A 22,593-nucleotide genomic window follows, 5' to 3' on the forward strand; every position below is an offset into this window, starting at 1 on the left:
CCGTCCTGATGCCTGACATTCGATTGTAACCCACCTGTTCAGGGATTCTAGGCGGTGGGGATGGAGTCCAAGGCGGCTCATAATTCGTCCACATTGCGGAAACGCTCTGCTGGTTTCTTAGCAAGACAACGCATCACCACGGCGGCAAGGGCGGGGGGCGCGACGAGAGGTTTGGGGGGCGAGAGGACATGACCGACATACCAGCGGGCTAGGCTAGTTGGCTCCGTCCCCAGACCAAAGGGGTCCGTCCCGCTCAACATCTCATAAAAAATTACCCCCAAACTATAGATATCCGCTCGCTGGTCTACGTCTGCTTGGCCCTGCCACTGCTCAGGAGCCGCATAGCGTGATGTCCCGACGAACTGCCCGGTCTGGGTAACGCGCTCAGTTTGGAGCTTGACAATCCCAAAATCCAGGACCTTGATTAACTCACCCAGGGGCGTAGGGACCAAAAAGATATTATCGGGCTTGAGGTCGCGGTGGACTAGTTTACAGGGCGTAGTCTCGCCCTTGAGAACGACGCCCTGGTGGGCCAACCGCAAGCCCTCGCAGACCTGCTGCACAATGGCGATGGCCCGTTGCGCGGTTAATTGGGGTTCTTTTTTGAGTAGGTCGCCTAGGGTTTGTCCGCGCAAATACTCCATCACAAAAAAGGGATAGCCCTGGTTCGTCACCCCGTAGTCCGTCACCTGCACGATATTGGGACTCTCCAGAGCCGCACAGACCGCCACCTCCCGTTCAAAACGCAGGCGCAGACCGGGCTGGTCTGCAATATTCGCCTTAAGAATTTTGACTGCCACCTGACGGCCCACCAGGGTATCGCGGGCGAGGTAGACATCTCCCATCCCGCCCGCGCCGAGGGTCCGCTCTAGGGTGTAGCGTTCTCCCACCCGCACTGCCGGAGTCGCCATCACCACCGTATCTGCCAAGGTTTGCACCGTACTCGTCAAACTCAGGGTCCCCCGCACTGCGGCTAGACTGCCCACTAGAGCCAAGATTGCCGGGACCACCGGGACCCAACCCTGCTGCAAGAACAGCCCGAAACTCAAGCCTCCCACCGTCAACAAAGCCAGGAATCCCGCTACTACCAGTCCCCACCGGGAGCGGACCATTACGGCAACAAGTCCTCCCCCTAAGCCCCAAACCGCAATCCATCCCAGCTCCCACGCGTCACTCCAATACCAGGGCCAGGGCTTTTGGTCTAGGGCGGACCCGAGGATCTGACTGACCACTTGAGCTTGGACCACGACCCCCGGCATCTTCTGGTTATTGGCTTGCCCCGTGCTATGGGGCGTATAGAAAAGGTCTTTGATACTTTCGGCGGTCATCCCCACCAGAACGACTTTCCCCTTGACCCAACTCGGGTCCACGCTCCCCGCCAACACCTCCGTCAACGTAACCATCCGAGCGACTCGCTGGGCCGAACGATAGTGAATTAAAGTCTGGTAGCCCCGCGCATCATTCCCCACATAGCTCCCCGCGTTGGCATCCAGGGGAGGCAAGACTATCGAGCCAAGGCGTAATTCCGTGGGGTTCGTGGGGTTGCGGTCTAGCTGTATCCCCTGGTCAGCAAGATAATGCAGGGCCACCCCAAAGGATAGTGAATAAATAGGCATGGCGTTTGGCGTGGTATAGAGCAAGCTGCGGCGGGTGATGCCTCCGCTATCCACCGGGATATCACTAGCCCCCACCCGGTCTGGGGGTAAACCCGGTGGTGCGGGTACCCCCCGTCTGCCCCCTCCCCCAGTTTCATGACCGCGAAGATCCGGTCTGAACGCATGAGTAGTTTCCTTAACGCTTGGTGTCCTGGTTCCACGGGCAGGTCCCGGTAAATATCCAGTCCAATCACTGCCGCTCCTTGCCGCTCTAAGCTGGCTAGGGTCTTAGCTAGGACTGCATCAGAGAGGAGGTACCGTTTCTGGCGTTGGAGGTCTGCCTGGGTCACGGTCACGATCAGTAAACGGGGGTCTGGTCCCTGGTCTGGGCGCAACTGGACCATCCGGTCATAGGCCCAGAGTTCAAGGGGTTGTAAGGCTCCCGACTGCCGTACCCCTAGCACCGCCAAAACCACCGCCGCCCCGACCGTGACAAGTTGCACCGGGGCTTTCATGACGTAAAGCGCGTCACTAGGACCGTGATGTTGTCTTGGCCCCCTAGGGCATTGGCTTGATTGACGAGTTCATGGACCGCCTGGGCGACGGGGTAGGTGAGTAGAATTTTTTCGATAGCATTGTGTCCGACCATGCCATACAAGCCGTCACTACACAACAATAATAAATCCTGGTCCTTGAGTTGATGTTCGGTGAGGATGACTTCAGGCGTAATCAGATCCTCTTTGAGGAGATGGTCTACCAGGGATTGATCGTGGGTAATTTGAATCAAGTCCCCGTCCCGCAATAAATAGGCCCGCGAATCGTCGAATTAAGCGTTGAGCAGACAGTTTTGCCAAACCCCAGCAGCAGTGAGGGTCGTCCCCATCGTCTCAATGCGCTGGCTCCGGGCACTGCAAGCCGAACAAGGGCAAGCACTCGAACGACAACGAGCAGAGCTTGAACAACGGGCTAACCGACTAGCCGCTAAATTCCGTGAACTGGGCTTAGACCCTGGGCAAATCTGAACTTGCGTAGGACTCCCGTCGGATGAACGAGGATCTCACTCAGGTAATCGTGATGTACCAGTCGCCGACGTAACGGTAAATCGGATTCGGTTCCGTGCCCAAAAGCCGTGCCCGTAGGCGGTGAATGCCGGGGGAGCGGGGATTAGTGATATTCCGTAGGCGCAGGGTCAAGGGGACGCTCGCGGGAATGGGGTCGCGGGCAATCAGGGTCAAGGTCTTCGCCTCAGCGTCTATTTGAGCATTCTCTATGGCAAAAACCGTCCCAGACTCCTGGTCCACCATCTCAATCTGGCTCGGGTCAAAACTGCTCTTAAACCGCTCTGGGAAAAGGATCTGGATTTGGCGCACGGCCACTTTCTGGGGCTGCAAAAAGAGGTCTAACCCAGACTGTTGGGCTCCAGCGCGGTCCTTGAGGGAACGATAGGAGAGGACTTGCTCCGAACTCTTAGGGCCAAATAGGATAAACCCGCCCTGCTGTGCCAACCCCGGACCCGCCAACAGACCCACCAAAACCACTGCCCACAACCCACGCTTCATGCACATAACCGAGTCACTAGTTCTAATTGTAAACAACTTCTGTACCCAGGTTCAGGCATCTGTCATAAATCCGCTAGGGTAAGTTCGTCAAACCGAGAAAAATGGCGGCGGTCAAAAATACACACTACATTAATCCCCTGTTGTTTCATCCAGGCTGTATTAAAAGCATCAATAAAGTATACATTCTTCGCAACACAGTCCGTCGCTGCCGGTAGAAGTAGGTCAGCCTCAGCAACCACTAATCCCCTGGTATTGAGAATAGTTAATACAGTATCCCTAATTATCAGGAGCGTTCTATTTAGGCACATGAAGATTTCGGTGAAGAAGCGGGAATAGAAGGCGGTATCACTCTGGAACTGGACCCTCGACAAAGTAGATGGGCAGGTCAAGCGTTTGGGGGAGGAACACGCCATCAATCCGAAAGCTCAGTTGTTTGACCTCAACGGAGTCAAAGGTGTAGAGGTCAGCAGTTTGTGGGGGCAGTCCCAGGGTGTCAAAGAAGGAGGGGAGTTGCTGAAGGTGTAGAACAAGCTATCGGTTTTCATGGGCTCATTGTAGGCAGATGGGCAGGGTTTTTCCGCTATTGAGCAAAAAGCCTCTCCCATCCCGTACTAGCCCTTGAGTAACGACTCCGCACCATCAATCCAGAGCTCCGTCCCGCTGATGTGGTCCGATGCGTCCGAGGCCAGAAAAAGAACTAGCTGTGCAACTTGCTTGGCAGTCCCCGGCTTACCCTGGGTGAGCGGGACAAAACCTTCTGGGTATTCCACGGGGGGACGGAGACCTTCAAGGTTCCGTTGCTCGGTGCTGGACTCGATGTTGGTATCAATCAGACCGGGGCAGATGACATTAACCCGGACGCGGTGTTCAGCGAGTTCGAGGGCGACCATTTTTGTGAAGGCGACTTGGGCGGCTTTGGAGCAGGAATAGGCCGTCGCGCCAGTGTTGGAGAAGACACGGGTACCGTTGACCGAACTGGTGATGATTATCGAACCGCCCTGGCGTTTGAGGTGGGGCACGGCGTATTTCACCGTCAAGAAGGTGCCCTTGAGGTTGGTTTCTAGGGTACGGTCCCATTCCTCCGGGGTCAACTCCTCCAAGGGTGCCCAGACCCCATTAATTCCCGCATTGGCAAACACAATATCCAACCGTCCCCACCGCGCCATCACCTGTTGGACCGCCCGTTCTACCGCTTCTGGTCGGGCGACATCGGCCCCGAGAGCTAGCACCTCGCCCCCCGCCGCGATAATCTGCGCCACAGTCTCCTGAAGTTCGCTCTCTTCGCGGTTGAGAGCAGCAATCTTGGCCCCCGCTTGAGCCAGCAATAAAGCCGCTGCCTGACCAATCCCCGAGGCCGCACCCGTGACAAGGGCGACTTTATGCTCCAACATGGTTTCTCTCTAGGTAGACTCCCTCTAGCTAATCACCCTTGTAACGAAAGCGGTAACTCTAAACCATGGGTTTCGAGCAAAACCCGGTCGCGGAGTAGTTGAGACGTGGGTCCGCTGGTGATAACTAGGCCGCGCTCCAATAAAATTGTCTCGCTACAGGTTTCCAGAGCTAGGTCTAGGTCGTGAGTGGCAATGAGTTTGGTTTGGGGGAAATCCTGGAGTAGACGAATCAGACGGCGACGGCCCCTGGGGTCCAGCCCCGCCGAGGGTTCATCCAGGACTAGGACTTCCGGTTGCATGGCGAGGACCCCGGCGAGGGCGACCCGTTTCTTCTCCCCCAGGGACAAATTGAAACAGGGCCGCTCCAGGAAGCGGGCGGGCTCCAACCCGACCACCTCTAGACATTCGCGGACCCTATTTGTCAACTCCGTCCCCGCCAAACCTAAATTCTGGGGACCAAAGGCCACATCCTCCTGGACCGTGGGCATAAAAAGTTGGTCCTCGGGATTCTGGAACACCAACCCCACGTAGCGGCGCACAAAATCCATATTCTGGGGCTTGAGCGGTTGTCCCCCGACTTCCAGGGTCCCACGCTCCGCTTCTAGGAGACCATTGAGGTGCAGCAGTAGCGTGGATTTACCCGAACCATTGGGACCCACTAGAGCCACATTCTGACCCGCCGTGAGGGCGAAGCTCACGCCCCGCAGGGCCTGGGTGCCATCAGGGTAGGTGTAGAAGAGACTTTCGACGACGAGCGGCTTCAACGAACCCCCTGCCAAAGAAGGACCCCGACCACAAACCCCACGGTCCCCAACACCGCCAACCCATCAATCACCGTCAAGGGCGGTACCCCGGTAGATTGGAAACTCCCCTTAAACCCCCTGGCCTGCATCGCCAAATGGACCCGTTCCCCCCGTCCGTAGGTCCGCAAAAATAATGACCCGAGGATATTTCCTGCCACGCCCCAACCCAAGAGTGTCCCAGCGCGACGGGCTTGGGCGGCCCGTTTCATACTGCCCAACTCATCCACCAGCACCGCCAAAAAGCGCAACATCAGTTCCAGGACCCGGACCAAGAGTCGGGGGAAGCGCAATTGTTCGAGGGCCTGCAAAATCCGGGGCGCGGGGGTCGTCAGGGTCAACAGGTTGAGACTCACCAGAGACAACAAGGCTTTAGCTAAGACCCCACCAAACCGCGCCAAGGAATCCTGGGTAATCTGCAAAACCCCCAGACTGACCAGAGGCGTACCCTGACCGCTCCAGAGAATACTCAACAGCAAGACCCCCACAAAAACCAACTCCACGCCCAGCCGTTTGACCATCGTGACGGGCGAGACCTGACTCACCACGATGAGGAGCAACAGGAATAGAGCATAAATTCCCCACAATTCCAGCCGCGCCGGGGTTACAGCCACCCCCAGAACCAGAATCAGCGACACTCCCAGCCGCGCCCTGGGAGCGAGCCGATGCCAGGGGCTATCTTGGTAGGCCGCCGCCGCGAGACTAAAAGTAGGTACATGAAGTAACATCAAGCGTCCTTAGGTGAGTTCTTTTTTAGTAAACGGAGGCGGGTCAAAAAGTAAATCAGGCCGGGTCCGCCAGAGGAAACTCACCACCGCCACCGTCAGCACCGCCTCGCCAATGCCAATCAAACTATGAACCACCAACATCGCCGGGAGAACGACCCCCAGCACCACCGTCCCCGACCAAGATAGTTGTAAAGCCACCGCTACCGCCGCCAGCATCACACTGCACCAACTCGCAAACCCCGTCGCCAAGGCCATTACCCACCAATGTTGGTCGCCCAGAGTGAACCGTACTGTCCGGTAGAGGTAGTAGCCGATAAATGTCCCGAGTAGACCCATATTGAGGATGTTCGCGCCTAGGGCTGTCAATCCGCCGTCTTGAAACAATAGGGTCTGGACAATAAAAACCACCACCATTGCCAAGGTCCCCGCCCAAGGACCCAGCAGGATTCCCGCTAGAGTCCCCCCCAATAAATGCCCAGAAGTCCCCCCCAGCACCGGGAAGTTAATCATCTGAGCCGCAAAAATAAACGCCGCACTGACCCCCATCAGGGGCACCAATTTATCGGCATAGGCCTGCTCCGTCTGCCGGAGGGCCAAAAAGACTAGAGCAACAGCTAGGACATAGGTAAGTGCGGTGACGGGTAGACTCAAAAAGCCATCGGGAATATGCATCCCTAACCACAACAACCCGACACCCATCCTGTTCTCCTGTTTAGCTATCCAGTGTAAAGGCTGGCTGGCCCCATCCTGCCAAACTTAAGGCTCTAGCCCATGCTCGGTTAGTCGCTCCTGCAAAAAAACTAAGGCTGTCGTGCGGACTTGTCCTTGGTCTGAGACCGCCCAACCCTGGGTCGTCTCGGGATAAGTCCAGAGGTCGAGATGGCCCACTGCTGGGTCCGCCCAAAAGTTTACTCGTCCCATGCCCAAGGGCCGACAGGTGCGGTGAGTGAAATGGTCATGGCTGAGCCGATAACTGGGGAAGGGTTTAAATAAGGGCACTAGCCAACCATCTAAAGCAATCAAAGCCTTCACCCTCAGCCCGGTCCTCGCCAACCAAGTCCCGGTCAAGGCCCCGACCGCCCCGACCACCCCCGCACTGAAAGCCACCACCACCACTTCTTCTGTTGGCACGCGGGTTATTAAAGAGCGGACCTGCCAGGGATCGTAGGGAGCTTGATTGGGTTCTAGACAAAGGCACGGCATCCCCAGCTGTGCGAGAAACCGCGCTGTACCCTCAGTGGTAGCTCCGGGGAGCACGACTAAACTTGTTTTACTCATGACTGGAATCTACCCAGAGGCAAGCAGATGAAGATAAGGAGGGCTCGCTCAAAGCTTATCCTGAACTCACGTTAACTCTCAGGCCTCGGTGACTGAGTAAATTTTTTGCTCACTTACTTGCATGACTATCAACTTGTTGCTCCTGTCAACCGCTCAATATTTATTTTAGTGAGGCAGGAAGTCTGAGGGGCTTCCTGCTCCACGCCAGTTAGGTCGCCCGCAAGATCTTTGCGATGGAGGGGACTCCGGCCTCATTGAGCAGGAACAGGAAATAGTGCCTTGGTGGTAGCACATTGGCTGAAGTTGGGGCTTTGACGATGAGGTGCTGTGCGCCAATCTTAAAAAAGGGCAATTCGTTAAACCGTTAGTTCATGTTAAAGACATGAGTCACTGAGGAAAGCCGGATTGGCGTAATACGGCTGATTGAACTGGTATTGGGGGTTGTGACGGAAAATAACGGCCCGACCTTAAAAATGGCGGGCTTGAAAAGATTTTAGCCAAAGCTGCTCCCGAATTTACGTGTATTTACACAAGTAATTATTGGTAGTTCTATGCTAGTAACCGGAGCCGAACTTCCAAAAATTGTTGAAGCAGGCCAAAAGTTAAACTAGGAAAGTCCCGCTCTCAACTTGTCATGCGACCACCCACCGCTCCCCTCATCACCCAAGTTCTCGACGACTCCCCAGCGCGGTCCATCGTGGCAGGCGAACGGTTGGTCCGGGTAAATGGCACGGTCCCCCGCGACTTAATTGATTACAACTTCCTCTGTGCCCAAGAAGAAGAACTAGACCTCGAAATCCTCACCCCGGACGGGACCCTGCGCCAGGTCCATCTAACCAAGGAACTCGACGAGGACCCCGGTTTAGAATTTGAGACCGCGCTCTTTGATGGGTTGCTCCAGTGTAATAACGGGTGCTCCTTTTGTTTTATTGACCAGCAGCCCGAGGGCCTGCGCCCGACGCTTTATCTCAAGGACGACGATTATCGGTTGAGTTTTTTGTATGGGTCTTATCTGACTTTAACCAACTTGCCGCCCCAGGAGTGGGAGCGGATTCGGCGGTTGCGCCTATCGCCTTTGTACGTCTCGGTCCATGCCACGGACCCCGACCTGAGGGCACGACTGCTCAAGAATTCACGGGGCGGGTTAATCCTTGAACAACTGCAATGGTTCAAGGACCACCGTTTACAGATCCATGCCCAAGTCGTCCTCTGTCCTGGTCTCAATGACGGTGAACACCTAGCCCGGACCCTGCGCGATCTGGCCTCTTTTTATCCGGCGGTGGCGAGTGTGGCGGTTGTGCCCGTTGGCTTGACGCGGCACCGGGCGGACTTGGAGGAAATGCAGGTCGTCACGGTGACCAAGGCTCAAGAAGTGATTCGGCAAGTAACGCCCCAACAAAAAGTCTTCCGTAAGATCCTGGGGACGACCTTTGCCTGGTTGGCTGATGAGTGGTACCTGCTCACCCAACAACCCCTCCCTAATCACCGCCATTACGAGGACTATAACCAACTAGGAAACGGCGTGGGTTCATTACGTTTGTTTTTGACCCAGTTCGCTCGTGTGGCCCGTCGTTTACCAGCCCGTCTGACTCGTCCCCTCCGGCTCTATTGGGTGGTGGGGCTGGCCGTGGCGGAGGTGTTTGCCCCGGTGGTGGCGCGGTTTAACGAGATTGAAGGGCTGACCTTAGCCTTAGTACCGCTCCAGAGTGAGTTTTGGGGCGAGCGGGTGACAGTGACGGGTTTATTGACGGGTTCGGATGTGCAGCGGGGTCTCCAGGGGCGGGACTTGGGGGATGGGGTCCTATTGCCTGCCTTGATGCTTAAGGAGGACGGCGAATTCCTCGATAGTGTGACTTTGGTTGAAGTTGAGCGGAGTTTGGGCGTACCCCTCTATGTCGTCCCCAACCAAGCTAGTGCCCTCGTGGACTGGATTTTGGAGTTAGCAATTTAGCTCACGGCTTGACGGCTAACTAGGGGTTGAGTGACAGCTTGAGTTTGGATGAGTTCGATTTTGTAGCCATCGGGGTCTTCGAGAAAGGCAATCACCGTCGTACCGTGCTTCATCGGTCCGGGCGCGCGGACCACTTTTCCGCCCTTGGCTGCCGCCTGATTACAGGCCGCTTCGATATCCGTCACGCCAATTGCAATATGTCCAAAAGCATCGCCCAGGGTGTAGTCGCCGTGGCCCCAGTTGTAGGTCAACTCAATGACCGCCCCTTCTCGTTCCTCTCCATAGCCCACAAAGGCCAAAGTGAACTGACCATTGGGATATTCTTTTTCGCGCAACAGTTGCATCCCCAACACCTCACAGTAAAACCGCTTGGCTAATTCCAGATCCTTGACTCGGAGCATCGTATGTAAAATTCGCATCGTTCCCTCAGAGTTACTCCCCCTAGTTTAAGAGGCCCCGTGGGTACACTGGGCTAGGCGGTTTCCATTGGCTGGCAGAGTTAAATTAAAGAAGCTTTTCGTGAGAATGACCCGTGCTGACCGCCCTCAACCGGACCTTCACCCAGCTAGATTACTTGCTTAAGGAGACCCTGACGGGATTCCAGCGGGCCGGCTGGCTCAACACGGCAGCGGTGAGTGTGTTGCTCATTTTGCTCTATCTTTTTGGGCTGGGTTGGCAGGGGGTCTGGCAGGTGGAGCGGGGGCTAGCGGTTCTGGGGGCACAGCTAGAGGTTGCGGTGTACCTCAAGCCCACGGCACGCGGGGCTGATTTAGTCGGACAGGCCCAACAATTAACCGGGGTCACCGCCGTCGAACTGATTACCCGTGACCAGGCTCTCCAAATACTGCAACAGGAAGTAGGTCTTCAAAAGGACTTGACCGGGATCATCGGCGAGAACCCGCTAGTGGATGTCTTGCATCTCCAGATCGCAACCCCTGAACAGGTCCAGCTCGTGGCCACCGTAGTCCAGGGCTGGCAGTCCGTGGAGTCTGTGCGCTATGGCTCGGAGGCGGCGCAACGCCTGGGACAACTCAAGGCTGTCGTCAGTTGGTTTGGTCTCTTATTGCTGGGACTCTTGGCGGTGGCGGCGGTGATGGTGGTAACGACGACGATTGGGCTGGTGGTGACTTCGCGGCAACGTGAAATCGAGGTCATGCAGTTGGTCGGGGCGGCTCCCCACTGGGTCTACCTGCCATTCATGCTGGAGGGCCTGATTCTGGGCATCCTGGGGGCCGTCTTTGCCTACAGTCTTTTGACTTTTACAGGAAATTTTGTCTATCAGCAGACCCTGGCCTATTTACCCTTTATTACCTTCACCGATGCGGCCCCCACCCCTTGGCACCTGCCAGTCATCCTGGGCGGGACTGGGATGGTCCTGGGCTGTCTGGGCAGTTGGCTAGCCGTGCTGCGCTATAGCAAACAGTAGGGGACAATTGTGGAACTGTGCCAAGCCAATGTGACAGGGCTGGGTGGTCCTTCTAAACTGAACTCATCGTACAGCGAGTACTCCATGGCTAATCTCAGTCGCTTCCTGCTCCAGAGTGCCCAGCGTTACCCCGACCGGATAGCTTTTCAAGATGACCAGGCCACCCTCACCTACCAACAATTGGACCAACAGAGCCAAGCCCTGGCCCAAGCGTTACAAGTACGGGGTGTGGGCGTGGGGAGCCGGGTGGCCCTTATCCTACCCAACGTCCTCGCCTACCCCGTGGCGGCCTACGCGCTCTGGCGGCTCGGTGCCCAAGCTGTCCTAGTCAATCCCCAACTGACCGGGCCGGAGTTGCAATTTATCCTGGCCGACAGTAGCAGTACCGTCGCCTTGGTCATCGGTCCTGTGGTTCCGGTGCTTGCCAGCCAACGCCCGCACCTCCCCCAGTTGACCACGGTGATTGGGGTGGGGGCTACACCGGACCAACCCGTAGACGCGCACTGGCAAGACCTTCTCCAAACCGCCGTCCCGACCCCGCTCGCCCCACCATCCACGCACTCCGACGATATCTGTGCCATCCTCTACACCTCAGGCACCACGGGGCGGCCCAAGGGTGCCCAATTGAGCCACGGCAACCTAGCGGCTAATGCTCAAGCCGGAATCACCTTGATGCGAATTACCGAGGCGGACCGGGGGTTTTGTATTCTGCCGTTGTTTCATGCCTTTGCCTTCACCTGTGCCTTGGTCATCATCCCCAGTGTGGGCGGTACGGCGGTCTTGGCGGCGAAATTTGCGCCCCGTCAATTGATGCAACAACTGATGGACCCGGATTTAACAATTCTCCTGGCAGTACCCAGCTTGCTCGCGACCTTGCTGAAATTCCCGCCGACCTTCAAGTTTGGGGCCAAGTTCCGCTGTATTCTCTGTGGTGGGGCCGCTCTATTCCCCGCTCTGGAAGACGCTTTTCGCCAACGCTTCCAGGTCCCGGTCCTCCAGGGCTACGGGGCCACGGAATGTTCGCCGCTCGCCGCCTGTAATCCGCTCTATGGTCTCCAGAAACCCGGTTCGATCGGACCCGCCATGCCCGAGGGCCACGAACTCGCCATCATGGACCCAGACCAAGAGCGGTTTTTAGATGTAGGTGAAATTGGGGAGTTGGTGGTGCGCGGTCCCCATGTCTTCCACGGCTACCTCAATCAACCCGAGGCGACGGCGAAGACGTTCACCCGTCAGGGTTGGTTACGGACGGGGGACTTGGCGCGGCGGGATGCGGACGATTATTTCTTTGTGGTGGACCGGATTAAAGACATGATTAACGTCTCCGGTGAGAAAGTCTTCTCTTCTGAAGTAGAACTCATCCTCCAGAGCTACCCCGGCATCCAGGAAAGTGCAGTGGTCGGGGCACCGGACCCCGGTAAGGGCGAGGTCGTCGTGGCCTATGTGACCTTGACGGATAAGGAACTCGCTACAAACCCCGAGGCTAAAGCTCAGTTCGTGGACCAGCTCCTCCAGTACTGCCGCACCCAACTCGCCCAATTCAAAGTCCCGCGCCAGATTGAGATCCTGGAGGACTTCCCCCGCTCTGCCGCCGGGAAAATCCTCAAACGGGTCCTCCGCCAACAACTCGCTCCCTCCTAAGCCCCGGACCTCCCTAAGCGGGAGGTAGGTCAAATTTGGTCGGATAACCAAGACGGGTACCATATCAGGCTCTAACCCCGGGGCGTTGACTCGGCATGTTATATTGCCACACTGTTCTGGGGACTCGACGACCTGGATTGCCGGGTTGAATACCTAAGCTGTTGTGTTAGACCTCTTGCATAAACTTTCAACTGGGTGGGTCAGAATTTAAGGGTCTGCAAACCCTGGACCAGCCAGCGATTAAAGTTGCGCGGGTCACTCTCCATCGGACGATGACGACCCCGAAAAAGCGTCAGGTGTGCAGTGGGGATGGCGCGGGTAAATTGCCGTAGAGCTGTGGGCGGAGCAATGTGGTCAAAATGACCGCCCCCGACCCAGACGGGCATAGTCAGGTGTTGATAGTTACTCTGCCAGTCCCTGAGTTCAGGCCAGACTTGGCGCAGAGTTGTCGGGTCTTCTTCCAGACTTAGGCGAGCCATCGGACTGCGTAGTAACGGCTTAATGGGTCGGCGCAACCGCGCCAAGCTATCTAGGGGCCAACCCAGCATCCAGTCGTAAAAATGGCGCGTGAAAGGCGGGATCATCACCGCCGGACAAACCAGAAATAGGCCCGCCACGGGATACACTCGCATCAGTTCAATTGCTACCACGCCACCTAAGGAGTAGCCCACTACGGCTTGGGGCTGTTGGCAGAGGATAGGTGCCAACTGTTCTACGCAACTCGCCAGGGTGCAGGGTCCCGGCGAGCGGCCGTGACCGGGTAAATCTACCGTTGCCACTCGGTAGCCCTGCTGGGTGAGGTACCGACTTTGGGGTTGCCAGCACCCGTGGTTAGAGGCAGCCCCGTGGATCAAGAGGACTAAGGGACCCGCCCCATGGACTTGATAGTTCAACATCAAGCGTTGAGTTTCATGTCCCGGAGGGCATTGACATCAATCTCAATCGCTGGACCCATACTGCTCTTGATGTGGACCGTGCGCCAGAAACGACCCTTAGCCCCAGGAGGTTTGGCCCGGTCAATGGTCTCTTGAAGAGCTTTGGCATTCTCTAGGAGAAAAGAGACAGAAAAACTAATTTTCCCAAAGGGCACATGAACAATCCCGGTACGGTCGGCCCGGAATTCGAGTTTCCCGGCCTTAAATTCGGCAATAGCTTCAGCTAGGTTTGCTGTCACTGTCCCGGCCTTGGGGTTGGGCATCAGACCCTTGGGACCCAGGAGTTTCCCGAGTCGGGCTACCTTGGGCATGATATCGGGGGTGGCAATAAGCAGGTCAAATTCTAAGAAGCCCGCCTGAATACGCTCGATCAATTCCTCAGAACCGACAATATCCGCCCCGGCTTGCTCGGCGACTTTGACCCGTTCGCCCTGGGTGAGAACGGCAATCCGTTTGGTCTTACCCACCCCACGGGGTAGGGTGACAGTGGTGCGGATCTGTTGGTCGGCGTACTTGGGATTGATTCCTAGCCGGGCCTGAAATTCGGTGGTCTCGTCGAACTTGGTCGAGGCGAGACTCTTCATTAATTCAATTGCCTCTTGGGGCGCATACATTGTCTCTCTCTCTACCTGCCGTTGCAGGCCCAAGACGCGCTTGGAAATCTTAGCCATGGGGTCCTCCTGTGGTGCAGACGTACCTATTGAACAGGCACTCCCACTGTGGGTTGCTGGTCTATCTTGGCACCCGTTCCCCTCGTCGGCAAGCTCACGCTTACATCTTGCCGTGGGCCATCACTTCTTGGAGATGGTGGCGGACTTCTTGGGCTTGGGCAAGTTCATGTTGTTTCAACTTCTGAAAAAGCTCGACACAGGGCTGGGACTGCATCGCCTCAGCGTCTTGAATGTACATGTCGTAGGCTTTGATAGCTTCGGCTTTGTTGTGCAGGACCGTGAGGAGGTCGTATTCTAGGTCGCTGATTGCGCCATTGGGCATCGTGGTCATGGTGGTTTCCGTTAAGGCCAATCCCAATGTCCCCCATCGCAGCAGGCCCTATCCTCTATCCCAGGGTCAACGTCTCCTCCGTTCAAGTAGTGTAGAAAACTCCGGTGCCATGATGGAAGGGTGTGGCATAATCAGCCCAGGTATGAGACCGGCATGTTACCTTACCAACTGATCACCACCAATGCTCAGCTAAAAGCCCACTTACCCCAGTGGCGCGCTACCCCGGTCCTCGCCATGGATACGGAGATTGCCCACGCCCATCAGGTGCCCAGCCGCAAACAATGCGTCTCGTTGGTTCAACTGTGGGACGGTAGTCACGAGCAGATCTGGCTGATTGATAACTTCACCGTGGACCTAGAGCCTTTTATTCAACAGGTGATGATGGAACCCCTCGTCACCAAATTATTTCACGATGCCCCCCACGACCTCAGGATGTTGCGTTGTCCGCGCCGCGCCCGCTCCGTAGTCTGTACTTTCGCCATGGCTAAAAGCCGCCTCCAACCGCGTTGTTCCCTCAAAGAATTGAGTTTGAACCTGCTCGGTCTACCCCTAGACAAGCAGTATCAGATGAGCAATTGGGCCAGCCGTCCCCTCAGCCCAGAACAGTTGTATTACGCCGCCCTGGATAGCTGGGTAACTTACCACGTCTGGACTAAGCTCAGTGCGATACCTGTCCCCACACCCCTAGCCGCTCTATGACGATGACGCAATCCCACACGGCAGTCCAGTTACGGATTACTCACCTTGTCCTAGGGGAGGGCCTGATGGCTGGGGAGTTGACTGCGGGTACTTTTCAGTGGACCTTCCAATGGCATTTCCGGCGGGTGGCCTTGCACCTACACCCTACCCGGGGCCGTGCCCTCGTTGCTGAACCCCTCCAACGCTTCCTAGAACAGCAGGACTACAGCCTAGAAGTGGGTGAGGTCTATACCTTTACCCTCAGGACCCAGCTCTAGGCTAGAGTCGAACATGATCCCTTACTGGCGGTGGGTATGACCCTTCACGAACAACTCCAAGACCCCGATTTGGGCACCCGTATCCGGGCCATCAATGCCATCCGTGCCCTACCTGCTACCGAGGCCGTGCCCCTTTTGGCCCTTGCGCTCAACGATGTCAATACCCGTGTGCGCTACAGTGCGGCGAGTATGTTAGGCACTAAGTCTACCCCCCAATCCCTTCAATTACTACTGACTGCCCTACAGGAGGACCCAGAATTCGATGTGCGGGCGGCGGCGGCGGCGGCCCTAGGCGATCTGAAGGACCCGGTGGCTTTCCCAGCGTTAATCCAGGCTTACCAGCGCGACCGTGAGGAGATGGTGCGTTTTAGTATTGTCGCGGCCTTGGGCGAACTCGGCGACCCCCGTGGTTTAGAGTTACTGACCCTGGCCTTGTCCCAGGGTGGGCTCCAGGAAGAAGCCGCGCTGATGGCCCTAGGTCAACTTGCGCTCCCAGAAGTCATCCCTTACCTAACGACTTATCTGACTCATCCCGATTGGCAGTTGCGGTTGCGAGCTGTCCAAGCTCTTGGCGCAATGGGAACGGAGGCTAGCCTAGCTCCCCTGCAGGAGCTTAAAGATGATAACCCCACGGTACAGCAGGCACTCCAGATCACGAACCCGATGCCTTAATTCGATTAGTAAGTATTTGCATCAGGATGAATACATTCTCATATCATTCCTTGTCTGCCCGCTCCAGAGCCGCCGTGTTAGGTACCGTCTCATCCTTGAGGACTACCACGCCATAGATGCGGTCATAGAGAGCTTGCCAGGGCAGACGGCGGACCAGCGGACCCAGGAAAATAGTAGCTAACAACAGAACCGCGCTCACCATCACAATCGAAGGTCCTGAGGGAATATCCAAGTAGAAGCTAATGTACAGCCCAACAATACTGGAGACCACTCCCAACCCCATCGCCACTTTTATCATCGTTGCGAAACGTTTGGTAATGAGATAGGCTGTCGCGCCTGGAATAATCATTAGGGCAATCGTCAAGACCACCCCCACCGCCTGCATGGAGGCCACCACCGTCAGCGAGATGAGTGCCATCAATGTATAGTGGAGCCGATTAGCGGGTAAACCCACCGCCTCGGTCCACAACGGGTCGAAACTACGTAAGACCAACTGCCGAAAGAGGACATAAACAATCACTAGGGCCACCACCCCAATCCCCAAGCTGGTAAAAAGATCAGGGTAAGTAATCCCCAAAATATTTCCGTACAAAAACTCATTAAGATCAACTTTCTTGGTCTTCTGGATCTCGGTAATCAGGATAATCCCCAGGGAGAAAAAGACCGCCATTACAATCCCCATGGCGGCATCCTCCTTAATCCGCGTCTTAAGTTGCAACCAACTCAAGGCCAGGGTCGCCAGCACCCCCGAGAGAAACCCGCCGACAAAAATATTCAGCGAGAGCAAAAAGGCAATCGCTACCCCAGGAATCACTGAATTCGAGACCACCAGCCCCAGCAACGAGAGCCGACGCACAATCAAAAAGGAACCCGTCACCGCGCAGAGGGTCCCGACAATCAAAGCTGAGGCAAAAGCCCGCAGGATAAACTCAAAGGAGAAAGGTTCAGCCAGGAAATTCCAAGCTTTTAAGACCACTTGCCACAGATCAAACATCGTTACCTCCTTTAGACCAGTGCAACCTGACCCGCATAGGCCCGGTTGAGGTTTTCTGAATTAAAAACTTGGTCGCGCTCCCCGAAGGCTACGAGATTTTTACGCAACAAGAGGATGTCATCGTACCGTTTGACTACTTGGCCTAGGTCATGGTTGACCACCAGAACTGATTTACCCTCTGCCCGCAATTCATCAAAAATATTCAGAATCACCTGCTCCGTGGTTTGGTCCACCCCCACCAGCGGTTCATCCAGTAAATATAAATCCACGGCTTGCACTAGAGAACGCGCCAAAAATACTCGCTGTTGTTGACCGCCCGAGAGCTCCCCGATGCGCCCCTGACTGAACTCCGCCATGCGGACCCGGTTGAGGGCTTCATTCACTAAGGTGTAATGTTTCTCTTGCAGATTCTCCGAGAGCTTGAGGTAGGGCGTGAGTCCCATCAAGACGACATCCTGGACCGTGGCAGGGAAATCCCAGTCAATGCTGGCCCGTTGCGGAATATAGGCTACCCGCTGCCGTTGCGGTAAAAGGGGCTTGCCCTTGAGGAGGACTTGACCCCCGCTCAGCGGGACTAGACCCAGCATGGCCTTGATGAGCGTACTCTTGCCCGCCCCATTGGGACCGATGATCCCGACCACGCGCTGCCGAGGAATGGTAAAACTGATGTCGTCGAGGGCAATATTCTCCCCGTACCGGACCGAAAGATGCTCAACTTGGAGCATAACCACCCCTGAACAGAGTAAATCTACACACATCTTAAGGGAATTCACTGATCCCCGGCTCAAACATGAAAAAATAGTGAACTACTGTTTAGGAAAATTGAGCAGTTTAGCGCGGGTTTGGGGGTCGAGACGGTCGCCCAGGGTGCGGCCTTTGCGGGAGGTGTGGCTGGTCTGGTGTTCCTCGCGTTCGCGCCTGGCCCGTTGCACTTCTTGACCCAGCCGTTCGGCGGAGAGGACATGGGCACCCTGGGCCTCCACCAAAATCCGTTGGGCACGGTCTGAAGTCGCGACCAAAAGCCGTTCACAGCCAGCCCGTAACAATGCATAGGAGCGTTGTTCAATAAAGGTATCGGCGGTCTGCATTGCGGCGGTGAAATAGATTTCTACCCCGTTGACCACTTGACCCGAGACCAGCCCCTCTGTGCCGTAAGCATCGAAGACCAACATCACGACCCAAGCCCGGTAATGGCTGAAATCCACCAAGTCCTTGACTAGCCGCTCCCTGGCTCCCTCCAAGTCTCCCCGGTCGCGCAGCTTCACTAACTTGGGCCACGCCCCAATGATGTTGTATCCATCCACTAACAGGACCGGAGCCATCATTCATGTTAAGAAACAATAACTAAATTGTGGCATACCTCACCGCTCGTCAGGGTGGCAAGCGGAGGGCTGTACTTTGAGGTTCTTTTTGCTCATCTATAAATCCCCGGCTTTCAGGGGAAGGGTATAATCGTCTCGCTTTAGATAGACAGGATCGCGGTCATGGGCGTTAATTTAGTCAATTTGGTGGGACGGGCGGGGCGAGACCCGGAGATGCGGTTTGTCGGTTCCGGGGAGAACTACCGGGCCGTCTGTAACTTGACCTTGGCGGTTAACCGGCAACGGCGCAAAAGTGAGATGAGCGAACCAGACTGGTTCAACCTGGAGATCTGGGGCAAGACCGCTGAGGTTGCCGGGAATTATGTCAAAAAGGGCAGTCTGATCGGGGTCTCCGGCTCGCTCGTCTTCAGCCGTTGGCAAGACAAGACCTCTGGGGATAATCGCGAACGGCCTTTGATTCGGGTGGATACGCTAGATCTACTCGGGAGTAAGCGCGATGAGGGCGGGGGTGATGCGCCGGACTTCAGTGGCGAAGGGGAGTTTTGATGCCGTGGTGGTTGCTTTTGGGCCTGGGATTGGCCCTACCGGGTCTAGCGCAACCGATCACTGCCACCCGACCCCTCACTGCTACCCGTTACTTTCTGTTGCGGGCGGACGGTGAAGCCTTTAAAGATAGTCAGAAGAAGCCCGTGGCCTCCCTCACCCAGGGCCGCTACACCAGTCGCCTGCTGCCTAGTATCGTCCGTCGGGGGTCCAGTATTGCCCTGGGACTGACCTTGACCGCTGTGGACCGGACCCATCATCTGAGTCAAGATCGTCAAGTTGTCACCCTGGAAGTAGACGGGACCGCCCTGCCCTTCCCGGCGACCTACGATAGTTTCTCCTACCGCAGTGCGGACGGGACCACCGAGAATCTGCACTTGACGCTGCAAAAAACAGCCCTGACCCGTATCCTTGCGGCCCAGGAAGTCGTCCTCAAAACGCGGCTTGATTCGCGGGTGTTGGCAGTCTTAGGCGAGTGTGCGACGACAGTTGCCGGGTCAGCCAAACAACGTTCCTGCGGCAATCCTTACTCGGGGTTGGTCCTCCGTGGACCGGACCTTAAACGTTTACAAACCCTGCTCACACCCTAGGAACCATGCACACCGAGCGCAAACAAGCCCACCTCGATATCGTGCTCCAGGAGAATGTCCAGGCCAAGGGCGTGACTACGGGCTTTGAGCGGTACTTTTTTGACCATGTGGCCCTGCCGGAGTTGCACCTGGATCAGATTGACCTCGGGCTGACCTTGTGGGGACGGACGCTCAAGGCTCCTTTTTTAATCAGTAGTATGACCGGGGGAACGGAATCTGCCCGCGCCATCAATTTGCACCTAGCCGAGGCGGCTCAGGCCCTGGGGGTGGCGATGGGCGTGGGGTCGCAACGGGCGGCTCTGGCGGCGGGACAGTTGAGTGATACCTACCAAGTGCGCCGCGTCGCCCCGGATATTTTACTTTTTGCAAATTTTGGCGCGGTCCAGCTTAACGAGGGCTACGGACTACGGGAGGCGGAGCGGGCGGTGGGCATGATTGAGGCCGATGCGCTGATCCTGCATCTCAATCCCCTGCAAGAAGCGGTCCAACCGGGCGGAGACTGTGATTGGCGGGGGCTCTACGGGCGTATTGAGCAGTTGGTCCGGCAGTTGCCGGTCCCGGTGATCGTCAAAGAGGTCGGTAATGGCATTGGCGTAGGGGTGGCCCGTCGCTTAGTGGAATGTGGGGTGAGCGCGGTGGATGTGGCGGGGGCCGGAGGGACGAGTTGGAGTGAGGTGGAGGCCCACCGTCAATCGGACCCCTTACGGAAACGGGTGGCTCACGCCTTTGCAGGGTGGGGATTGCCCACGGCTCTCGCGGTCGAGACGGTTTGTCAGGCATTACCAGGATTTCCCGTGTTTGCCAGCGGCGGGATTCAAGACGGGGTAGAGGCGGGGAAGGCGTTGGCGTTGGGGGCGGTGTTGGTGGGGAGTGCCGCGCCATTATTGGGTCCGGCGACGGTGACAGCGGCGGCGGTCTATGAGAAGTTCCGGGCCTATCAAGAGGAATTACGGGTGGTTTGTTTTTGTACGGGTTCTCAGGATTTGGCTAGTCTGCGGCGGGCTACGTTGCGGCGGGTGGCTAACTGGGAAGTATTACGGGGTAGCGAGTAATTACGCTGCTTGTTAGGAGGTTATAGAGATGATGCGGCAGATGCGTTCTTTTGTACTCAAGCTCTCCTTGTGTTTAGGGTTGGTAGCTAGTCCGGTGCAGGCACAGACTAGTCCTCAGTTGCTAGAACAAGGTAAGGCGGCCTATGCAGCCGGAGATTTTAGTAAGGCTGAACGGATGTTTAGTGAAGCTCTAGGTCTCGCTCCTAAGAATGCTGGTGCCTACAATAGCCGTGGTCTTGCTCGTGCTAATTTGGGCGATACGCAGGGCGCAATTACAGACTTCACGCAGGCTATCAAGTTTGAGCCCAACTATGCAGAGGCTTATATGAACCGTGGCGTTATCCATGGTGAATTAGGTGATACGCCGGGTGCGATGGCAGACTACGCCCAAGCGATTAAGCTCAAGCCTGACTATGCCACTGCTTACTACAATCGTGGACATGACCGTGCGGCTTTAAGTGATACAGAGGGCGCGATTGAAGACTATACTCAAGCGATTAAATTCAAGCCCAACTATGCCAATGCCCACAACAACCGTGGGGATGCTCGTGCCGCGCTAGGCGACAAGCAGGGCGCAACGAAAGTTTTACACAAGCACTGAAGCTCAAGCCCAATCTTGGTGAAGCCCACTATAACCGTGGTCGTGCTCGGGCTACCTTAGGCGATAAAGAGGGTGCGATTGCTGATTTTCAAGCTGCTAAGAAGATCTATCTCAAGAACGGTCAGATGGAGTTTTATCAAGACGCAGTGGACCGATTGAAAGAACTGGAGGCGACGGAAAGTCCTCAAGTTATGGGGGCTGAGGCTTTTGCCTTATCTACACCGCGCATTCTTGAAATGAACGAGCGTATTGAGAATCGCAATTTCTTCCCTGGGTCTAAGGTAATATTGCTCAATTAATATAGCAAGTAGGCTGAGATAGCCCTGCATCAAAATAAATAAATAATGATTTAGTAAATTGGAAACTATGTCTATCTCCCCACTGTGCTCAATCCCTAAGCATCTAAGTGGGTCGGCTTGATTAAACGGTAACGTTCAACACGATAGCCCTGCTCTTCAACGGAGTGGGGTTGGCATAAACACAGACCCGAAAGGGGGCGGGGCTCTCTGACAGTCCTCCTTAAGCCAAATCCTTAATCCCAAAGACAACCATAAACAAGAGCAGACCGCTCAGAAAGACTGAGACCAGAATAAAGCTGTAGATGAAGTTACGTTCGTGGGTTGCCATGGGATACTCCTGTCTGTCTTTAAATTTACTAATTAAACCGATGAACTAGTCCCTGTCGGAGGGCGGGAATTCAAGGGCAATCGCGCCGAGGTGACCGCGCCGATAATCTTGAAGTAGCTGTTCGCCCGCTTTTTTCGTGAGATCTTGGTGATGGAGTTGGGCGTGTTGGGCGAGCCATTGTTCCCCGGTGAGTCCCTGGGGCTCGAAATGATAACGGGTCTCAAGACGCTCGGGAATGATGGGGAGGAGTAGGTCGAAGGCCCGGGCCGCCACTTGTTCGACACTGTAGCCCAGCGAACCAATATCGTCACAGATCGCTAGTTTCATCGCCGCTTCTTGGTCATTGAACTTGACGGGCATAATACCAGGGCTATCGAGTAACTCGATTTCACTGGCAACTCGCACCCAATGGACTTGGCGCGTCACCCCCGGTTTGGCAGCACTGGCAACCGCCCGTTTACCCACTAGCCGATTGATTAAGGCCGACTTACCAACATTAGGGAAGCCAATCACCGCCGCGCGGACTGGGCGGGCTAGCATCCCGCGTCCCGCCCGCCGCGCATTCACCCGTTGGTAGGCTGCTTGACTCGCCTTGAGTAGATCGCGCACTCCTTCGCCTGTCTTAGCGTTGGTGATGACCACGGTGGGATACTCAATCTGGAGATAGATCTGCCACGACCGTAGAAGACGCGGCGGCACCATGTCAGAGCGATTTAGGACGACAACGCGCTCCCGGTCCTTGATGAGTTCCGCCCGGTCAGGATGCTGGCAACTCTGGGGAATCCGGGCATCAAGGACCTCAAAGACCAAATCTACTTGTCTGAGTTGTTCCTGTAACTGGCGGCGGGCACGGGCAACGTGACCGGGGTACCACTGGATCTGGTTAGTGCTCATGGTTCCTAGGAAAAGGGGGATGAGTCACCCCATCCC

The 22,593-nt window shown here is 56.1% G+C and carries 30 protein-coding genes and 2 pseudogenes; 11 read left to right on the forward strand and 21 right to left on the reverse strand.

Translation table 11 applies throughout. The features are described from left to right. Nucleotides 1-77 precede the first annotated feature (77 nt). The 4 genes and pseudogenes from HFM78_RS15230 to HFM78_RS15245 form a co-directional block, all read right to left on the reverse strand. Nucleotides 78-1,112: a protein kinase domain-containing protein gene (locus tag HFM78_RS15230; protein WP_315861879.1), complete on the reverse strand. Its 1,035-nt coding sequence runs from the start codon at nt 1,110-1,112 to the stop codon at nt 78-80. Between the two features lie 69 nt (nt 1,113-1,181). Beyond that, nucleotides 1,182-1,661: pseudogene (locus HFM78_RS15235) on the reverse strand (CHASE2 domain-containing protein); the annotation flags it as partial. Beyond that, entirely contained in the window at nt 1,550-2,110 is a 561-nt protein-coding gene (locus HFM78_RS15240) for a CHASE2 domain-containing protein (RefSeq protein WP_287130308.1), read from the reverse strand. The gene HFM78_RS15240 and the pseudogene HFM78_RS15235, both read right to left, overlap by 112 nt. Beyond that, a complete protein-coding gene (locus HFM78_RS15245; RefSeq protein WP_287130309.1) occupies nt 2,107-2,382 on the reverse strand; it encodes a PP2C family serine/threonine-protein phosphatase in 276 nt (91 codons plus the stop codon). Before HFM78_RS15245 ends, HFM78_RS15240 begins: the two co-directional genes overlap by 4 nt. Nucleotides 2,383-2,428: 46 nt before the next feature. On the opposite strand from HFM78_RS15245, the gene HFM78_RS15250 reads away from it, so the two are divergent. Then, nucleotides 2,429-2,617, forward strand: coding sequence for a hypothetical protein (locus HFM78_RS15250; protein ID WP_287130310.1), 189 nt, complete (start codon nt 2,429-2,431; stop codon nt 2,615-2,617). A gap of 39 nt (nt 2,618-2,656) precedes the next feature. Here HFM78_RS15250 and HFM78_RS15255 read toward each other — a convergent pair whose 3' ends face one another. The 9 genes and pseudogenes from HFM78_RS15255 to HFM78_RS16455 all read right to left on the reverse strand — a co-directional run bounded on the left by HFM78_RS15255 (nt 2,657) and on the right by HFM78_RS16455 (nt 7,703). Then, on the reverse strand, nt 2,657-3,154 hold the full coding sequence (locus HFM78_RS15255) for a DUF2808 domain-containing protein (protein WP_287130311.1): 498 nt from the start codon (nt 3,152-3,154) through the stop codon (nt 2,657-2,659). A 62-nt stretch (nt 3,155-3,216) separates the two neighbouring features. Continuing rightward, nucleotides 3,217-3,393, reverse strand: coding sequence for a hypothetical protein (locus HFM78_RS15260; RefSeq protein WP_287130312.1), 177 nt, complete (start codon nt 3,391-3,393; stop codon nt 3,217-3,219). A 45-nt stretch (nt 3,394-3,438) separates the two neighbouring features. Further along, nucleotides 3,439-3,699, reverse strand: a pseudogene (locus HFM78_RS16450) (DUF2887 domain-containing protein); the annotation flags it as partial. Between the two features lie 66 nt (nt 3,700-3,765). Next, nucleotides 3,766-4,545 (reverse strand): SDR family NAD(P)-dependent oxidoreductase, encoded by a 780-nt coding sequence (locus HFM78_RS15265; RefSeq protein ID WP_287130313.1) that lies wholly within the window; start codon nt 4,543-4,545, stop codon nt 3,766-3,768. Between the two features lie 32 nt (nt 4,546-4,577). After that, nucleotides 4,578-5,309, reverse strand: coding sequence for an energy-coupling factor ABC transporter ATP-binding protein (locus HFM78_RS15270; protein WP_287130314.1), 732 nt, complete (start codon nt 5,307-5,309; stop codon nt 4,578-4,580). Then, entirely contained in the window at nt 5,306-6,073 is a 768-nt protein-coding gene (gene cbiQ / locus HFM78_RS15275) for a cobalt ECF transporter T component CbiQ (protein ID WP_287130315.1), read from the reverse strand. Before cbiQ ends, HFM78_RS15270 begins: the two co-directional genes overlap by 4 nt. Nucleotides 6,074-6,082: 9 nt before the next feature. Then, the gene (locus HFM78_RS15280; protein ID WP_287130316.1) at nt 6,083-6,772 is read right to left on the reverse strand and encodes an energy-coupling factor ABC transporter permease; all 690 of its coding nucleotides are present in this window, start codon (nt 6,770-6,772) and stop codon (nt 6,083-6,085) included. A 57-nt stretch (nt 6,773-6,829) separates the two neighbouring features. Continuing rightward, nucleotides 6,830-7,351, reverse strand: a complete 522-nt coding sequence (locus HFM78_RS15285; RefSeq protein ID WP_287130317.1) for a hypothetical protein — start codon at nt 7,349-7,351, stop codon at nt 6,830-6,832. Between the two features lie 208 nt (nt 7,352-7,559). Further along, nucleotides 7,560-7,703, reverse strand: a complete 144-nt coding sequence (locus HFM78_RS16455) for a galactose oxidase-like domain-containing protein (RefSeq protein WP_396033106.1) — start codon at nt 7,701-7,703, stop codon at nt 7,560-7,562. 282 nt (nt 7,704-7,985) lie between these two features. Here HFM78_RS16455 and HFM78_RS15290 point away from each other — a divergent pair, with 282 nt between their 5' ends. Further along, a complete protein-coding gene (locus tag HFM78_RS15290; RefSeq protein WP_287130318.1) occupies nt 7,986-9,302 on the forward strand; it encodes a TIGR03279 family radical SAM protein in 1,317 nt (438 codons plus the stop codon). Here the strand turns inward: HFM78_RS15290 and gloA are convergent. Continuing rightward, a complete protein-coding gene (gene gloA, locus HFM78_RS15295; RefSeq protein WP_287130319.1) occupies nt 9,299-9,721 on the reverse strand; it encodes a lactoylglutathione lyase in 423 nt (140 codons plus the stop codon). The genes HFM78_RS15290 and gloA overlap by 4 nt on opposite strands. Nucleotides 9,722-9,834: 113 nt before the next feature. Between gloA and HFM78_RS15300 the strand changes: the two genes are divergently transcribed. Then, nucleotides 9,835-10,728, forward strand: a complete 894-nt coding sequence (locus tag HFM78_RS15300) for an ABC transporter permease (RefSeq protein WP_287130320.1) — start codon at nt 9,835-9,837, stop codon at nt 10,726-10,728. A gap of 84 nt (nt 10,729-10,812) precedes the next feature. Then, entirely contained in the window at nt 10,813-12,369 is a 1,557-nt protein-coding gene (locus HFM78_RS15305; RefSeq protein ID WP_287130321.1) for a long-chain fatty acid--CoA ligase, read from the forward strand. A 200-nt stretch (nt 12,370-12,569) separates the two neighbouring features. On the opposite strand, the gene HFM78_RS15310 is transcribed toward HFM78_RS15305, so the two are convergent. The 3 genes from HFM78_RS15310 to HFM78_RS15320 form a co-directional block, all read right to left on the reverse strand. Then, nucleotides 12,570-13,265 carry an alpha/beta fold hydrolase gene (locus HFM78_RS15310; RefSeq protein ID WP_287130322.1) on the reverse strand — a complete coding sequence of 232 codons (696 nt, stop codon included), beginning with the start codon at nt 13,263-13,265 and terminating at the stop codon, nt 12,570-12,572. Beyond that, entirely contained in the window at nt 13,265-13,975 is a 711-nt protein-coding gene (rplA, locus tag HFM78_RS15315) for a 50S ribosomal protein L1 (protein WP_287130323.1), read from the reverse strand. The genes HFM78_RS15310 and rplA overlap by 1 nt, the downstream gene beginning before the upstream one ends. 100 nt (nt 13,976-14,075) lie before the next feature. Next, nucleotides 14,076-14,306 (reverse strand): hypothetical protein, encoded by a 231-nt coding sequence (locus tag HFM78_RS15320; protein ID WP_287130324.1) that lies wholly within the window; start codon nt 14,304-14,306, stop codon nt 14,076-14,078. A gap of 153 nt (nt 14,307-14,459) precedes the next feature. Between HFM78_RS15320 and HFM78_RS15325 the strand changes: the two genes are divergently transcribed. Genes HFM78_RS15325 through HFM78_RS15335 form a run of 3 tightly spaced genes read left to right on the forward strand, consistent with a single transcriptional unit; the run spans nt 14,460 to nt 15,934 of the window. Next, entirely contained in the window at nt 14,460-15,005 is a 546-nt protein-coding gene (locus HFM78_RS15325; RefSeq protein WP_287130325.1) for a hypothetical protein, read from the forward strand. Then, complete coding sequence (locus tag HFM78_RS15330) at nt 15,002-15,262, forward strand: DUF3146 family protein (protein WP_287130326.1); 261 nt, start codon at nt 15,002-15,004, stop codon at nt 15,260-15,262. The genes HFM78_RS15325 and HFM78_RS15330 overlap by 4 nt, the downstream gene beginning before the upstream one ends. Nucleotides 15,263-15,298: 36 nt before the next feature. Beyond that, entirely contained in the window at nt 15,299-15,934 is a 636-nt protein-coding gene (locus tag HFM78_RS15335) for a HEAT repeat domain-containing protein (RefSeq protein WP_287130327.1), read from the forward strand. Between the two features lie 43 nt (nt 15,935-15,977). Here the strand turns inward: HFM78_RS15335 and HFM78_RS15340 are convergent, their stop codons facing one another. From HFM78_RS15340 to HFM78_RS15350, 3 genes are all read right to left on the reverse strand, one after another. Continuing rightward, nucleotides 15,978-16,928 (reverse strand): metal ABC transporter permease, encoded by a 951-nt coding sequence (locus tag HFM78_RS15340; RefSeq protein WP_287130328.1) that lies wholly within the window; start codon nt 16,926-16,928, stop codon nt 15,978-15,980. 11 nt (nt 16,929-16,939) lie between these two features. Further along, complete coding sequence (locus tag HFM78_RS15345) at nt 16,940-17,653, reverse strand: metal ABC transporter ATP-binding protein (RefSeq protein WP_287130329.1); 714 nt, start codon at nt 17,651-17,653, stop codon at nt 16,940-16,942. A gap of 81 nt (nt 17,654-17,734) precedes the next feature. Further along, nucleotides 17,735-18,253 (reverse strand): NYN domain-containing protein, encoded by a 519-nt coding sequence (locus HFM78_RS15350; RefSeq protein WP_287130330.1) that lies wholly within the window; start codon nt 18,251-18,253, stop codon nt 17,735-17,737. Between the two features lie 159 nt (nt 18,254-18,412). Between HFM78_RS15350 and HFM78_RS15355 the strand changes: the two genes are divergently transcribed. From HFM78_RS15355 to HFM78_RS15370, 4 genes are read left to right on the forward strand one after another with little or no spacing between them, the layout of a single operon-like run. Beyond that, on the forward strand, nt 18,413-18,796 hold the full coding sequence (locus HFM78_RS15355) for a single-stranded DNA-binding protein (protein WP_287130331.1): 384 nt from the start codon (nt 18,413-18,415) through the stop codon (nt 18,794-18,796). Then, nucleotides 18,796-19,383 (forward strand): hypothetical protein, encoded by a 588-nt coding sequence (locus HFM78_RS15360; protein WP_287130332.1) that lies wholly within the window; start codon nt 18,796-18,798, stop codon nt 19,381-19,383. Before HFM78_RS15355 ends, HFM78_RS15360 begins: the two co-directional genes overlap by 1 nt. Before the next feature lie 5 nt (nt 19,384-19,388). After that, a complete protein-coding gene (fni, locus tag HFM78_RS15365) occupies nt 19,389-20,435 on the forward strand; it encodes a type 2 isopentenyl-diphosphate Delta-isomerase (RefSeq protein WP_287130333.1) in 1,047 nt (348 codons plus the stop codon). A gap of 28 nt (nt 20,436-20,463) precedes the next feature. Next, nucleotides 20,464-21,036 carry a tetratricopeptide repeat protein gene (locus HFM78_RS15370; RefSeq protein ID WP_287130334.1) on the forward strand — a complete coding sequence of 191 codons (573 nt, stop codon included), beginning with the start codon at nt 20,464-20,466 and terminating at the stop codon, nt 21,034-21,036. 672 nt (nt 21,037-21,708) lie between these two features. Here the strand turns inward: HFM78_RS15370 and ylqF are convergent. Next, nucleotides 21,709-22,557, reverse strand: coding sequence for a ribosome biogenesis GTPase YlqF (gene ylqF / locus HFM78_RS15375; protein WP_287130335.1), 849 nt, complete (start codon nt 22,555-22,557; stop codon nt 21,709-21,711). Nucleotides 22,558-22,593 lie beyond the last annotated feature (36 nt).

The organism is Candidatus Cyanaurora vandensis (assembly GCF_013285555.1).
Taxonomy (GTDB): Bacteria; Cyanobacteriota; Cyanobacteriia; order Gloeobacterales; family Anthocerotibacteraceae; genus Cyanaurora; species Cyanaurora vandensis.